Below are 13,730 nucleotides of genomic sequence, written 5' to 3'. Positions count from 1 at the left end.
CGCACCGCCACCCGGCAAAATGCTTGATTCGCCAGATTTTCCCGCTAAGGTATTCACACTAAATTCAGGGAAATCTGCGATGAGCAAACCAGCCCGGGCCACCATCAGCGACGTGGCGAAAGCCGCCAAAACCGGTAAAACCAGCATTTCGCGCTACCTTAACGGCGAGAAACACCTGCTGTCCGACGCATTGCTGGCGCGTATTGAACAGGCCATTGCCGATCTCGACTATCGTCCCAGCCTGATGGCGCGCGGGCTCAAACGCGGTCGCACCCGCTTGATCGGCCTTATTATCGCCGATATCACCAACCCCTACTCCGTCAACGTCCTCAGCGGTATCGAGGCCGCCTGCCGCGAGAAGGGCTTCACGCCGCTGGTCTGTAATACCAACAACGAAGTCGACCAGGAGCTGCACTACCTCGATCTGCTGCGCAGCTACCAGGTGGAAGGGATAGTGGTTAACGCAGTAGGCATGCGTGAAGAGGGCCTGAACCGCCTGCAGCAGTCCTCCCTGCCAATGGTCCTCATCGACCGTAAAATCCCGGAATTCGCCTGCGATGTCGTCGGGCTGGATAACACCCAGGCAGCCACAACCGCGACCGAGCACCTGATCGAACAGGGCTTCGAAGCGATTCTTTTTCTGAGCGAACCGCTGGGCATGGTAAATACCCGACGCGACCGCCTGGCGGCATTTCGCGCCACGCTTGCGCGTTATCCCGGTGCGATCGCCGAAAATGCCGAAACGCCGCTTCACGAAGCCGACCAGATCGACAATACCCTGCGCCAGTTCCATACCCGCCATCGCGGGATGCGCAAAGCCGTTATTTCCGCCAACGGGGCGCTGACGCTTCAGGTCGCCCGCTCGCTCAAGCGCATTGGCCTGCACTGGGGCAGCGATATCGGTCTGCTGGGCTTTGATGAGCTGGAGTGGGCGGAGCTGGCTGGCGTAGGTATTACGACCCTTAAACAACCCACCTGGCAGATTGGCTATGCCGCTGTAGAACAAGTGATTCGTCGTATTGAAGGCACCCGCGATGCCGTACGCGAGCAGGTCTTCTCCGGCGAGCTGATCGTTCGCGGCTCCACCGCCCGTTAATTCCCCCCTTGTGATAGCGATCATAAATTCGACATCCTGATCTTTTCTTTGGAACCGGTTCCATCTAGCGTAATAGTATTGATATGTTGCGATGGAGTCCGAAGATGGGCAGGAAAATCATGGTGGTCATCGCCGCGTATGGCGCGGAACAGGTGCGACAGGCAGGCGGTCAGCGGGCGATGCTCCCCGTTATTGCAGCCGCAGGGGCAGACGGCGTGGAGATCCGCCGCGAACTGTTTAACAGCGAAGAGCTGCTGGCGCTGCCTGCACTGAGCGAATCCATCGAGCTAATGGGTCTGCTGGCGTGCTACTCCGCACCCGCCGCCCTGTTTATGGCCGACGGCACCCTTAACCCGGACCTGCCCCGCTATCTCTCTGAGGCCAACACCCTTAACGCCCTGTGGCTGAAGGTTTCCCTGGGCCATTTCAGCGACACACAGCCTCTCGACGCCCTGCGCGCCCTGCTGAATGCCAGCGGTATGGCGCTTGTTGTGGAGAACGATCAGACCGACTGCGGGCAGCTCGCGCTCATGCGGCGCTTCCAGGCCTCCTGTCGGGAAATGGCGTTGCCCGTCACGCTGACCTTCGACATGGGCAACTGGCTGTGGGTCGGCGACTCCCCCGAAGAGGCCGCACGTCACCTGGCCCCTGCGGTGAGCTATATCCACGTTAAAGCCGCCGTTCCGCATAAAGATAACTTCCGCGCCGTGGCGCCGGACCGCGCAGACGCGCGCTGGCTGGATCTGCTCGGCCAGCTGCCTGCAGATGCTCCGCGCGGTATTGAGTTCCCGCTGGAAGGGGCGGATTTAACCGCCGTTACCCGTCATTACGTCAACCTGCTGCGCGAGGAGTAAATCATGCACAAAACGCTGGATGCCATCACGATCGGCGAGGCTATGGCGATGTTTGTCGCGACCGAAACGGGCGAACTGAGCGCGGTAGAGCACTTTATCAAACGCGTAGCGGGCGCAGAGCTGAACGTCGCGACCGGCCTGGCGCGTCTCGGTCTGAACGTCGGCTGGGTCAGCCGCGTGGGGGATGACAGCTTTGGCCATTTCGTTCTCGACTCGCTGAAAAAAGAGAATATTGATGCCGCAGGCGTCACCCTGGACGGACGCTTTCCTACCGGCTTTCAGCTTAAATCGAAGGTCGAAAATGGAACCGATCCCATTGTGGAGTATTTCCGCAAAGGTTCGGCGGCAAGCCATCTCTCAACGGAAGATTACCACGCCGGCTATTTTGCCTCCGCGCGCCATCTGCACCTGAGCGGCGTGGCGGCGGCGCTCTCTGACAGTTCCTATGAACTGCTGGACCATGCGGCAACGACCATGAAGTCGCTGGGCAAAACGATCTCTTTCGATCCGAATTTGCGCCCGGTGCTGTGGAAAAGCGAAGCGGAAATGGTCGAGAAGCTGAACCGCCTGGCGTTCCAGGCGGACTGGGTTCTGCCGGGCCTGAAAGAGGGGATGATTCTGACGGGTGAAAATACGCCGGAAGGCATTGCTGATTTCTATTTGAATCAAGGGGTAAAAGCGGTGGTGCTGAAGACCGGTGCCGATGGTGCATGGTTCAAAACGGCCGACGGCGAACAGGGCGCGGTCGCGGCGGTGAAGGTTGAGAACGTTGTCGACACCGTCGGCGCGGGCGATGGCTTTGCCGTAGGCGTCATTAGCGCCCTGCTGGAAGGCAAACCGCTGCAGCAGGCCGTCGCGCGGGGCAATAAGATTGGCTCGCTGGCGATTCAGGTGCAGGGCGACAGCGAAGGATTGCCAACGCGAGCAGAGCTCGGCGTTTAAATTCCCTCTCCCTGTGGGAGAGGGCCAGGGTGAGGGCAGCATGCCACACCAAATAATTAAGCCACCGCGTACCCTACAGACAACGGCGGTAACAACCTCAACAACAGAGGCAAGCCTATGAACAGTTCGACCAATGCAGTAAAACGCTGGTGGTACATCATGCCAATCGTGTTTATCACGTACAGCCTGGCGTACCTCGATCGTGCCAACTTCAGTTTCGCATCCGCAGCGGGGATCACCGAAGACCTCGGCATCACCAAAGGTATTTCATCCCTGCTGGGTGCCCTTTTCTTCCTGGGCTACTTCTTCTTCCAGATCCCCGGCGCGATTTACGCGGAACGCCGCAGCGTGCGTAAGCTGATCTTCATCTGTCTGATCCTGTGGGGCGCCTGCGCGTCACTGACCGGCGTGGTGAATAATATTCCTGCTCTGGCGGCCATTCGCTTTATCCTCGGCGTCGTTGAGGCAGCGGTCATGCCGGCGATGCTGATTTACATAAGCAACTGGTTTACCAAATCTGAACGTTCACGCGCGAATACCTTCCTGATCCTCGGTAACCCGGTCACCGTACTGTGGATGTCGGTCGTCTCCGGCTACCTGATCCAGTCCTTCGGCTGGCGCGAGATGTTTATCATCGAAGGGGTACCCGCAATTATCTGGGCATTCTGCTGGTGGGTGCTGGTAAAAGATAAGCCTGCCCAGGCGAAGTGGCTTTCCGAAGATGAAAAAGCCGCGCTGCAGGCGCAGCTGGATAAAGAGCAGCAGGGGCTGAAGGCGGTACGCAACTACGGCGAAGCGTTCCGCTCCCGCAACGTTATCCTGCTCTGCGCGCAGTACTTTACCTGGAGTATCGGCGTGTACGGGTTTGTGCTGTGGCTGCCGTCGATTATCCGCAGCGGCGGCGAGAACCTTGGCATGGTGGAAGTGGGCTGGCTCTCTTCCGTACCGTATCTCGCGGCGACCATCGCGATGATCGTTGTCTCCTGGGCGTCGGACAAGCTGCAAAACCGCAAGCTGTTTGTCTGGCCGCTGCTGCTGATTGCCGCTTTCGCCTTCATCGGCTCGTGGGCGGTGGGCGCGAATCACTTCTGGGCCTCTTATACCCTGCTGGTGATTGCCGGTGCCGCCATGTACGCCCCGTACGGTCCGTTTTTTGCCATCATCCCGGAAATGCTGCCGCGTAACGTCGCGGGCGGTGCAATGGCATTGATTAACAGTATGGGCGCGCTGGGGTCGTTCTGCGGATCCTGGTTCGTCGGCTATCTGAACGGTGTGACCGGCAGCCCATCCGCGTCGTACATCTTTATGGGGGTAGCGCTTTTCGCCTCCGTGTGGCTTACTTTGATTGTTAAGCCTGCTAATAATCAACAGCACCTCGTCGGCGCACGCCACGCCTGAATCCTTAAAAATCAACGGAGATTAGCATGAAGCCGTCCGTCATTTTGTATAAAGCTCTGCCGGAAGATCTGCAGAAACGCCTGGAAGAACACTTCACCGTTACGCAGGTGAAGAACCTGAGCCCGGAGACCGTGGCGCAGCACGCCGATGCGTTCGCCAGCGCCGAAGGCCTGCTGGGTTCAAGCGAAAAAGTGGATGTCGCCCTGCTGGAGAAAATGCCGAAGCTTCGTGCTACCTCAACCGTTTCCGTGGGTTATGACAATTTCGACGTGGATGCCCTGAACGCCCGTAAAATCCTGCTGATGCACACGCCGCATGCCCTGACGGAAACCGTGGCAGATACGCTGATGGCGCTGGTGCTCAGCACGGCCCGTCGCGTGGTGGAAGTGGCCGAGCGTGTGAAAGCCGGCGAATGGACTAAAAGCATTGGGCCGGACTGGTTCGGCGTGGATGTGCATGGCAAAACGCTGGGCATCGTGGGTATGGGGCGTATCGGGCTGGCGCTGGCGCAGCGCGCGCATTTCGGCTTCAACATGCCGATTCTGTATAACGCGCGCCGTCATCACAGTGAAGCAGAAGAACGCTTCAACGCGCGTTACTGCGAGCTGGATACGCTGCTGCAGGAAGCCGATTTTGTTTGCCTGATCCTGCCGCTGACGGATGAAACGCGCCATCTGATTGGCAAATCCGCGTTTGAAAAAATGAAGAAGTCCGCCATCTTCATCAACGCGGGTCGCGGCCCGGTGGTGGATGAGCAGGCGCTGATTGAAGCGCTGCAAAGCGGCGAGATCCACGCCGCGGGTCTGGACGTGTTTGAGCAGGAGCCGCTTCCGGTGGATTCCCCGCTGCTGAGCATGCCAAACGTCGTCGCCCTGCCACACATCGGCTCTGCTACCCACGAGACGCGCTACAATATGGCGGCGACGGCAGTAGATAACCTGATAGCCGCGCTTGCTGGAAAAGTAGACAGGAACTGCGTTAACCTGCAGATCCAACAGTAGAAACGAAAAAACCCGCCAGAAGGCGGGTTTTTGAATTTTGTGCTACTGGGTTGGAAGCTTACAGGCTTACAACGTTACCAGCTGCTGGGCCTTTAGCGCCGCTTTCGATGGTGAAGGAAACTTTCTGACCTTCGTCCAGAGATTTGTAGCCATCGTTCTGGATAGCAGAGAAGTGTACGAACACGTCTTTAGAGCCATCGTCAGGAGTGATGAAGCCGAAACCTTTATCAGCGTTGAACCATTTAACCAGACCAGTCATTTTAGCAGACATAGAAATTACCTTATTAACAAATATATTGTGCCTTCCGGCTTGATGGATTGCGTTACAGATTTTTAAGCGATGAAGGAAGGGTCACTACGAAGGGTATCTATGGATAACAATCTGGACTGCTTTACTAAACTGCTTTAGGTCTGTGTAACAAACCGACGAGAACAGTTATACCGATGTGGTAGAGGAATGACAAGCGTTATTTTCTGAATGCCGAAAAAAACCCCGACTGAGGCGGGGTTTTTCGGTTTATTCTGTGGCAGCGACTGCTGCGCTCCACGCCTGGCTAAAGGCCTGGTGCTGGGCGGCCAGCGGCCCAATCAGCGTATTGTACTGACTTGCCTGCTGCGAGGTTGGGAACTGAATGCCGTTGGCAACAAAGCTCACCTGTGTCCCCTGCTGCGAGATGAAATCCCCGACCTGAACCAGCTGCTGAGTGAAGACCTGCGCGGCCGGAATCAGCGGTTGTATCGCTTCAGACGGTTTCGTCACTACTTTCTCATACACTTTATCGAAGACCGGTTTGAGATCCTCGCCCTGCTTCAGCGCAGAACGTGACGCGTCAGCCTGCATTTTCGCATTTTGCAGCTGCTGGCTCAGCACGCCGAGCGCACCGTTGGACTGGCGCAGCGGCTCGCGCTGAGTCATATAATCCTGGGGAACACGGATGGCGTTCACGCTATCCACTACCGGGCGGATACCGGAGTCCATCGCCTGGCTCACCTGCTGTGAATACCCATAAAGAATGGCGTAATCGGACACAAATGGGCCAAACTGTTTTTTCTGATCCGCAGTCAGCGTCGGCAACCGCTCGCCGCTGCGCATCACTGTATTCTGCAGAAAATCGATAAACGCTTTGCGCTGATCGCCTTCTTTATCAAAACACCCACTCAGGCTAACAACCATCAACAACGCCGCAATAGGCGCAAACCAGCGAGAGCAGGACTTTCCTGTCGCCATTTTATTACTCCTTTCACCCAAAAAAGCGCACACCGGCACACGCGTGCCCGACGCTGACAAGGATAGTCCAGGTCAGCCTTGCAAGATACTCTTTTCATGTAAAACGACTATTGCCGATTTATTTCTTACTATTTACAAAAAAATACCTGGCGAAGCCGACATATGGTTAATCAGGGAATTAGCATAATTATCCAGATAGCTGAATCGCGTAAAGCGATCGTTACCGCACGATTAATCACAGCCGTGACGATCCTTGGTTTGTATTAGGGACTATTCTTAATTGGCTCTCTGATGTTCTTGATCACGATGTGAGATTTAAGAGGAGTTCTCAATGGAATATAAAGATCCTGAGTTTGAGCTGCTGAGCAGTCTGGAACAGATCGTTTTTAAAGATGTACCGCAGGCCATTACCCTGCAACAAAAATCCAACCCCTTTACAGAATATGAGCAATTGCGCAAAGGGACAGGACTGAAAACTGAAGAATTCGCCAGAGCGATGGGTGTCAGCGTAGCTATGGTGCTGGAGTGGGAGTCAAAACGAGAGAAACCCACCCCAACCGAGTTAAAGCTGATGCGCCTGATTCAGGCCAACCCTGCACTCAGCAAACAGATAGCGTAGTAAAGTTTGAACGCCCCCGCCTCTGCGGGGGCTTGTGTTTATAGGCTCTCGAAACGCCAGCCCGTCTCTTCGCACACCATCTCGTGCGTCAGCGTTAACCCTTTTAAAAACGCATCATCGTGTGACACCACCAGCAGCGCGCCGGGGAAACCAGCCAGCGCCGCTTCAATAGCCTGCACTGAAGCCAGATCCAGATGGTTGGTCGGTTCATCCAGCAACAGGAGCTGCGTGGCCTCCCCGCGCCAAAGCACGCAGGCCAGCGCAGCCTTCAGACGCTCACCGCCGCTCAGTTCCGCCAGCGGGAGCGAGACTTTGTCGGCCCCCAGCTGAAGCTGGGCTAAACGGGTGCGTAACATACCCTCTTCCAGGGGCGTATTGCCCAGGTTGAGGTGCATCATGACCGACTGCGACAGATCGAGCCGGGAAAGATGCTGATCGAGATAAGCACAGCTGACCGACACCTTGCAGGTTCCTGAGCGTGGACTAATGTCGCCGAGGATGGCTTTCAACAGCGTCGATTTCCCGCAGCCGTTCGGACCTTTTAGCGCCACGCGCATTGGCCCGTCCATCCGCCAGCTAAGCGGAGGAACAGGCACATGCGGAAGCACCAGATCTTCCAGCACCAGCACCTGTTTACCTTCCGGGATCTGACTCCCCGGCAGGGTAAACATCACCGGGTTATCTTCTTCAACCCGCTCACGCGCCTTGTTTACCGCGGCATTCAGGGCTTCATTTTGCTCGCTGTGCTGTTTTTTCCAGGCGCCGATACGTTCCTTTGCCGCGCCTTTGTATTTGACGCGTTCAAACGACGCGATATTCAGGGTATCGACGGTGCGTAATGTTTTCGCCGAGCGCCGCTGGCTGTCGTCATGCTCTTTTTGCATACGTGCGCGGGTGCGTTTGCGCTCCGTGGCCGCATGTTCCAGCGCCGCGCGGGCCGCCTGCTGTTCGGCATCGCGCTGGGTTTGATAATCCGCATAATTCCCACCGTAGCTGCGCAGCCCACCGCTGCTTAGCTCAAGAATACGCGGCACCTGCGCCAGCAGTTCACGGTCATGGGAGGCGACGAGCACGCCGCCCTGATAACGGGCAAGCTGGTCGTAGAACCACGCCCGTCCTTGTCGATCCAGATGGTTAGTCGGTTCGTCCAGCAGCAGGAAATCCGCTTCAGCCGTAAATGCCCCGCACAGCAGCGCGCGAATACGCTCGCCGCCGCTGAGCTCACCGGCTGGCTTATCTGGATCAAACGGCGGAAGTTTCGCCCTGGCAAACGCCTCGCCAAGACGTTCAGCTAAATCCCAGAATCCATCAAGCATTTCCAGATCGTCAGGCTGGTAATCGCCGCTGTCGATACGCGCTCGCGCCGCGAAGATGGCCTCGTACCCGAGCAGCTCAGCCAGCGTCGTGTGCGGCAAAATGTCCTGCTGCTGAGCCACATAGACATGTGTTCCGGTACGTTCAATATGCCCGCTTGCAGGCTCATCAAGCCCCGCCAGCAGACGCAGCAGACGCGTTTTCCCGCTGCCGTTACGGCCAACCAGAGCGCACAGAGACGGCTCCAGAGAAAAACTCAGCGGACCAAAAAGGGTATCGCCCGTCGCAAACTGACAGGTGACCTGATGCAAAATAAAAGAAGGGGACTGCGCAAAATGAGCCATAAGCACTCCTGAATGAAATCAAAACATCCCCTGCCCACGCGGTGGCGTTTAGCAAGGATCGAAATTCATCAGTCGTGTTTGTTCATTTTTGGGGGGCGCTCCAGAGCGAGAAATTTAACGGAGATAAGGATAGCGGTAATGGGTTGACCATTTCAAGGTTAAATTTTGGACGATTTGTACTCCCTCTCCCTTTGGGCTGAGGGATCCCCACCAAATATTGCTTGCACAGACGGCCCCCTCTCCCTTGAGGGAGAGGGCTGGGGTGAGGGGAAGCATACGACTCTGGTGGTCATTCCGTTCACTTTATGTTCCTTGCTACTCTGTAACGACAATACCCGTGAACGTGCCAGGGTGGCTCAGTCGCCACCACCCTGGCTACCCGGGCTCCCGGCGGTAAATCGCCGCTACGCGGTACCTTCGGCTTATTCCTTCCGGCTTATCGGGGACGGGCGGAGGTAACATCCCTGTAAAGCCCGCCCTCTCGGCGCATCCATGCGCCTCGCCCCGGCCGGAAGGCAAACGCCTCAGCGATTTACAGCCGGACCATAGCGTCGCTGTAAGACCTCTGCCCGCAGTATGCTTTTCATTGCGGTAATTTTGCGAGTCTCTTTCCAGAAATGGTAATATCCTCAGTGGCATAGCTCAAATCTATTGCCGCCTGTTTTGATGAGCAGTAAGTTCTCTTTGCACCTGCAAAATCAGGTGCCGGGTTTAGCATCCTGGCTTATCTTATCGGCGGCACATTATGTGCAGCATGCTTTGCTACATCTCAATGGTGGGCTGAGCAGGGGCATCGAAAGATGCGCCGGTATCCGATAAGGCCGGTAATGCTAACTCTGTTCAGTCCACCACCAGCGAAGTTAGCATTTCTGGTGGTGGAAGCTTTATCACTTATCGGAGGCTGCCAATATGGCTACTACCCCAACCCAAGCTCATTCTTTATTCACCCTGCCCTTCAACCACGCCACCGACTTCACCGAACTGGCGGATAACTGCGAACGTTTTACCGACGCACTGGTAGATTGCGAAGAACCCGCCCCAAAAATGGCGCTTTACGGCAGACTTTATGCCTGTCTGAATCTTCTGCAACCCACGCTTCTGGAACCTGTTCCGGACGCTTTAAAAGCCAGCCTGACCGTGAAGGAACTCCCGTCACGCGTTCCGGCTTTCGAACCCGAATGCGATCAGCTGGGGCGCTACTGTCAGGAGCTTACGCAGATGCTGATGAACGGCTCACTGTCGCGACAATCTGAAATCGTGATGGAAGATTTGCTGTGCGAGCTGGTCAGCTACTTTGCTGATACGCTGAAGGCACCGCGCTGGCTGCAGACAGACGAAGGCACAATCGCGATCGGCTAAACCTGCCGGATGGCGCTGCGCTTATCCGGTCTACAAAAGACCCATAAAAAAACCCGCCGAAGCGGGTTTTTAGCATTTGTTACAACGGGCACATTACTGCAACAGCGAAATATCCGCCACGCGCAGGAACAGCTCGCGCAGTTTTTCGAGCATGGAGAGACGGTTAATACGCAGTTCTTTATCTTCTACGTTCACCATCACTTTCTCGAAGAAGGCGTCGATCACGTCACGCAGCTCCGCCAGCTCAACCAGCGCTTCCTGGTAACGACCTTCCGCGAAGTACGGCTCGAGCTTGTCGCGCAGCACCACAACCTGCATCGCCAGAGCGATCTCTTCCGGCTCTTTCAGCGTCGCGGCGTTTACGCGCTCGTTCAGCGTCTCGTCGGATTTCGCGAGGATGTTGGATACACGCTTGTTGGCCGCCGCCAGGGCAGATGCCGCTTCCAGCGTACGGAAGTGGGAAACCGCCTTCATACGCGCATCGAAATCAGCAGGACGGGTTGGACGACGCGCCAGCACCGCCTGAATGGTGTCGACGGTGTAACCTTCGTCCTGATACCACGCGCGGAAACGGCCGAGCATAAAGTCGATCACGTCATCCACAACGTTCGCGTTGGTCAGCTTGTCGCCGTACAGACGCACCGCTTCTTCGGTCAGGGTCTGCAGATCAAGGTTCAGGTTCTTCTCAACGATGATGCGCAGCACGCCCAGCGCGGCACGACGCAGCGCAAACGGGTCTTTATCGCCTTTCGGATGCTGGCCGATGCCGAAGATACCCGCCAGGGTGTCCATCTTATCGGCAATCGCTACAGCGCAGGCAACCGGGTTGGACGGCAGATCGTCGCCCGCAAAGCGCGGCTGATACTGCTCGTTCAGAGCTACGGCCACGTCTTCCGCTTCGCCATCGTGACGCGCGTAGTGCATGCCCATTACGCCCTGGGTGTCGGTGAATTCGAACACCATGTTGGTCATCAGGTCGCATTTGGAGAGCAGGCCCGCGCGGGTCGCGTGGTTAACGTCGGCACCGATTTCACGGGCGATCCAGCCGGACAGCTCCGCGATACGGTCGGTTTTGTCGCGCAGCGTACCCAGCTGCTGCTGGAACAGCACGGTCTGCAGGCGCGGCAGGTTATCTTCCAGACGCTTTTTACGGTCGGTATTGAAGAAGAACTCGGCATCCGCCAGACGCGGGCGCACCACTTTCTCGTTACCGGAGATAATCTGGCTCGGATCTTTCGATTCGATGTTCGCCACGAAGATGAAGTTTGGCAGCAGCTTGCCGTCGTTGGCGTAAACCGGGAAGTACTTCTGGTCACCCTTCATGGTATAAACCAGCGCTTCTGCCGGAACGGCCAGGAATTTCTCTTCGAATTTTGCGGTCAGCACAACCGGCCATTCCACCAGAGAAGTGACCTCTTCCAGCAGGCTGTCGCTCAGGTCGGCATTACCGCCAATCTTACGCGCCGCTTCTTCCGCGTCCGCTTTAATTTTGGCTTTACGCTGTTCGTAGTCGGCAATCACTTTACCGCGTTCCAGCAGGATCTGCGGATACTGGTCGGCATTGTCGATGGTGAACTCTGGCTCGCCCATAAAGCGGTGGCCGCGGATCACGCGATCGGACGCCACGCCCAGAATGGTCGCCGGAATAACGGTGTCGCCCAGCAGCAGGGTCACGGTGTGTACCGGACGCACGAAGTGTACGTCAGACGCGCCCCAGCGCATCAGCTTAGGAATCGGCAGCTTCGCCAGAGAAGTGGCGATCATGTTTGGCAGCAGCGCTTCCGCGCTTTCGCCTTTCACGTGGGCACGATACAGCAGCCATTCGCCTTTATCCGTGGTCAGACGCTCGGCCTGATCAACGGTGATGCCGCAGCCGCGCGCCCAGCCTTCGGCAGCCTTGCTTGGCTTGCCTTCCGCGTCAAACGCCTGGGCAATCGCCGGGCCACGTTTTTCAACTTCACGATCCGGCTGAGACGCCGCCAGATTTGCCACTTTCAGCGCCAGACGACGCGGCGCGGCAAACCACTCAATTTTACCGTGCGCCAGGCCAGCGTTATCCAGCTCGGCGGTCACGTTCGCAGCAAAAGATTCAGCCAGGCTGCGCAGGGCTTTTGGTGGCAGCTCTTCGGTGCCGATTTCCACCAGGAAAGTTTTCTCAGACATGGCCGCCTCTTATTTGTTTCGGTTGCACATCGGGAAGCCAAGGGCTTCACGGGACGCGTAGTAAGCTTCTGCAACGGCTTTGGTCAGGGTACGAATACGCAGAATGTAGCGCTGACGTTCAGTTACGGAGATCGCTTTGCGGGCGTCCAGCAGGTTGAAGCTGTGGGCGGCCTTCAGAATACGCTCGTAAGCAGGCAGCGGCAGCGGAGTTTCCAGCGCCAGCAGCTGCTGAGCCTCTTTCTCGTACTGCTCGAAGCAGGTGAACAGGAAGTCCACGTCCGCGTATTCGAAGTTATAGGTGGATTGCTCCACTTCGTTCTGATGGAACACGTCGCCGTAGGTGGTTTTACCCAGCGGGCCGTCGCTCCAGACCAGGTCGTAAACGCTGTCTACGCCCTGAATGTACATGGCCAGACGTTCCAGACCGTAGGTGATTTCACCGGTGATCGGCTTACATTCCAGACCACCGACCTGCTGGAAGTAGGTGAACTGGGTCACTTCCATGCCGTTCAGCCACACTTCCCAACCGAGACCCCAGGCACCCAGCGTTGGGTTTTCCCAGTTGTCTTCCACGAAACGGATGTCGTGGATGGTTGGATCCATACCCAGCTCTTTCAGCGACCCGAGATACAGTTCCTGAATGTTGTCGGGTGATGGCTTAATCACCACCTGGAACTGATAGTAATGCTGCAGACGGTTCGGGTTTTCACCGTAACGACCATCGGTCGGACGACGGGAAGGCTGCACATACGCGGTCGCCATTGGCTCTGGGCCCAACGCGCGCAGGCTGGTCATCGGGTGTGAAGTGCCGGCGCCGACTTCCATGTCCAAAGGTTGAACAATGGTACAGCCCTGACGAGCCCAGTAATCCTGTAAGGTCAGGATCAGGCCCTGGAAGGTCTTGGTATCAAACTTTTGCATAGTATTTCGTGCTGGATACGTGTGGTTTTAAATGGAAGGGACCAGTATACCCGCTGGCTGCAAGATATACAGTACGAAACGGGGTTGTTTAGGGAAAATTGGGAAATAAGCCTTCCGGCCAGAACGCTGACGGCGTCTGGTTGTTGATTATGCGAGCAGGCTAGCGCATGGAGAGATGTAAAAACTGACCGTCCGCATCAAACGAGCAGACAAAGCCCTCTTTACGCGCAGTATACCCTCTAAGCTCATAGCTGCCCTGAAAGCGCTCGAATCCGATGACGTTAATTTTCTGAACGTCCGAGTTATAGCGCCGAGCGGCCCGCTCTTTACAGAGCGCTTCCATATTCAGCGAACGCTCCGGGCTTATTTTTCCCTGCTGCGCTTTTTGCACGGGGACTTCCTGTGACGTACTGCATCCTGCCAGCATGAATAGCAGAAAGAGTGATGCCACACGCTTCATCATCATTTTTATTACCGTCCTGGTCAGCGGC

The 13,730-nt window shown here is 56.6% G+C and carries 13 protein-coding genes and 1 pseudogene; 8 read left to right on the top strand and 6 right to left on the bottom strand.

The features are described from left to right. The first annotated feature begins 79 nt into the window (after window positions 1-79). From IM314_RS15890 to ghrB, 5 genes are all read left to right on the top strand, one after another. A complete protein-coding gene (locus tag IM314_RS15890; RefSeq protein ID WP_028015084.1) occupies window positions 80-1,096 on the top strand; it encodes a LacI family DNA-binding transcriptional regulator in 1,017 nt (338 codons plus the stop codon). 104 nt (window positions 1,097-1,200) lie between these two features. Further along, window positions 1,201-1,950, top strand: coding sequence for a sugar phosphate isomerase/epimerase (locus tag IM314_RS15885; RefSeq protein WP_193359160.1), 750 nt, complete (start codon window positions 1,201-1,203; stop codon window positions 1,948-1,950). Window positions 1,951-1,953: 3 nt separating this feature from the next. Continuing rightward, entirely contained in the window at window positions 1,954-2,892 is a 939-nt protein-coding gene (locus tag IM314_RS15880; protein ID WP_028015082.1) for a sugar kinase, read from the top strand. 117 nt (window positions 2,893-3,009) lie between these two features. Beyond that, window positions 3,010-4,290, top strand: a complete 1,281-nt coding sequence (locus IM314_RS15875; protein WP_028015081.1) for an MFS transporter — start codon at window positions 3,010-3,012, stop codon at window positions 4,288-4,290. A gap of 26 nt (window positions 4,291-4,316) precedes the next feature. Next, a complete protein-coding gene (gene ghrB, locus IM314_RS15870) occupies window positions 4,317-5,291 on the top strand; it encodes a glyoxylate/hydroxypyruvate reductase GhrB (protein ID WP_193359161.1) in 975 nt (324 codons plus the stop codon). A gap of 58 nt (window positions 5,292-5,349) precedes the next feature. On the opposite strand, the gene cspA is transcribed toward ghrB, so the two are convergent. After that, on the bottom strand, window positions 5,350-5,562 hold the full coding sequence (cspA, locus tag IM314_RS15865; RefSeq protein WP_003860775.1) for an RNA chaperone/antiterminator CspA: 213 nt from the start codon (window positions 5,560-5,562) through the stop codon (window positions 5,350-5,352). Between the two features lie 246 nt (window positions 5,563-5,808). Then, the gene (locus IM314_RS15860) at window positions 5,809-6,519 is read right to left on the bottom strand and encodes a DUF3053 domain-containing protein (protein WP_041911609.1); all 711 of its coding nucleotides are present in this window, start codon (window positions 6,517-6,519) and stop codon (window positions 5,809-5,811) included. A gap of 331 nt (window positions 6,520-6,850) precedes the next feature. Between IM314_RS15860 and IM314_RS15855 the strand changes: the two genes are divergently transcribed. After that, complete coding sequence (locus IM314_RS15855; RefSeq protein WP_028015078.1) at window positions 6,851-7,138, top strand: HTH-type transcriptional regulator; 288 nt, start codon at window positions 6,851-6,853, stop codon at window positions 7,136-7,138. 38 nt (window positions 7,139-7,176) lie between these two features. Here the strand turns inward: IM314_RS15855 and IM314_RS15850 are convergent, their stop codons facing one another. Then, the gene (locus IM314_RS15850; protein WP_193359162.1) at window positions 7,177-8,796 is read right to left on the bottom strand and encodes an ABC-F family ATP-binding cassette domain-containing protein; all 1,620 of its coding nucleotides are present in this window, start codon (window positions 8,794-8,796) and stop codon (window positions 7,177-7,179) included. 838 nt (window positions 8,797-9,634) lie between these two features. On the opposite strand from IM314_RS15850, the pseudogene IM314_RS22075 reads away from it, so the two are divergent. Continuing rightward, window positions 9,635-9,817: pseudogene (locus IM314_RS22075) on the top strand (hypothetical protein); the annotation flags it as partial. Further along, window positions 9,745-10,155, top strand: a complete 411-nt coding sequence (locus IM314_RS15840) for a hypothetical protein (RefSeq protein WP_286088285.1) — start codon at window positions 9,745-9,747, stop codon at window positions 10,153-10,155. The pseudogene IM314_RS22075 and the gene IM314_RS15840, both read left to right, overlap by 73 nt. A 93-nt stretch (window positions 10,156-10,248) precedes the next feature. Here IM314_RS15840 and glyS read toward each other — a convergent pair whose 3' ends face one another. The 3 genes from glyS to IM314_RS15825 form a co-directional block, all read right to left on the bottom strand. Further along, window positions 10,249-12,318, bottom strand: coding sequence for a glycine--tRNA ligase subunit beta (gene glyS / locus IM314_RS15835; RefSeq protein ID WP_028015075.1), 2,070 nt, complete (start codon window positions 12,316-12,318; stop codon window positions 10,249-10,251). Between the two features lie 9 nt (window positions 12,319-12,327). Further along, the gene (glyQ, locus tag IM314_RS15830; protein ID WP_003860141.1) at window positions 12,328-13,239 is read right to left on the bottom strand and encodes a glycine--tRNA ligase subunit alpha; all 912 of its coding nucleotides are present in this window, start codon (window positions 13,237-13,239) and stop codon (window positions 12,328-12,330) included. A 160-nt stretch (window positions 13,240-13,399) separates the two neighbouring features. Beyond that, on the bottom strand, window positions 13,400-13,705 hold the full coding sequence (locus IM314_RS15825; protein WP_060572020.1) for a YsaB family lipoprotein: 306 nt from the start codon (window positions 13,703-13,705) through the stop codon (window positions 13,400-13,402). Window positions 13,706-13,730: the final 25 nt, after the last annotated feature.

The sequence above is a fragment of the Enterobacter cloacae complex sp. P42RS genome (assembly GCF_014930595.1).
GTDB classification, from domain to species: Bacteria; Pseudomonadota; Gammaproteobacteria; order Enterobacterales; family Enterobacteriaceae; genus Enterobacter; species Enterobacter bugandensis.
The sequence above is the reverse complement of the archived record's forward strand: the minus strand, read 5'-3'. Positions and strand labels throughout refer to the sequence as shown.

Bases quoted from the DNA above. Each gene is read 5' to 3' on its own strand.
- glyQ (WP_003860141.1), bottom strand. From the start codon at position 13,239: ATGCAAAAGTTTGATACCAAGACCTTCCAGGGCCTGATCCTGACCTTA.
- glyS (WP_028015075.1), bottom strand. From the start codon at position 12,318: ATGTCTGAGAAAACTTTCCTGGTGGAAATCGGCACCGAAGAGCTGCCA.
- IM314_RS15850 (WP_193359162.1), bottom strand. From the start codon at position 8,796: ATGGCTCATTTTGCGCAGTCCCCTTCTTTTATTTTGCATCAGGTCACC.
- ghrB (WP_193359161.1), top strand. From the start codon at position 4,317: ATGAAGCCGTCCGTCATTTTGTATAAAGCTCTGCCGGAAGATCTGCAG.
- IM314_RS15880 (WP_028015082.1), top strand. From the start codon at position 1,954: ATGCACAAAACGCTGGATGCCATCACGATCGGCGAGGCTATGGCGATG.
- cspA (WP_003860775.1), bottom strand. From the start codon at position 5,562: ATGTCTGCTAAAATGACTGGTCTGGTTAAATGGTTCAACGCTGATAAA.
- IM314_RS15855 (WP_028015078.1), top strand. From the start codon at position 6,851: ATGGAATATAAAGATCCTGAGTTTGAGCTGCTGAGCAGTCTGGAACAG.
- IM314_RS15860 (WP_041911609.1), bottom strand. From the start codon at position 6,519: ATGGCGACAGGAAAGTCCTGCTCTCGCTGGTTTGCGCCTATTGCGGCG.
- IM314_RS15885 (WP_193359160.1), top strand. From the start codon at position 1,201: ATGGGCAGGAAAATCATGGTGGTCATCGCCGCGTATGGCGCGGAACAG.
- IM314_RS15875 (WP_028015081.1), top strand. From the start codon at position 3,010: ATGAACAGTTCGACCAATGCAGTAAAACGCTGGTGGTACATCATGCCA.
- IM314_RS15890 (WP_028015084.1), top strand. From the start codon at position 80: ATGAGCAAACCAGCCCGGGCCACCATCAGCGACGTGGCGAAAGCCGCC.
- IM314_RS15825 (WP_060572020.1), bottom strand. From the start codon at position 13,705: ATGATGATGAAGCGTGTGGCATCACTCTTTCTGCTATTCATGCTGGCA.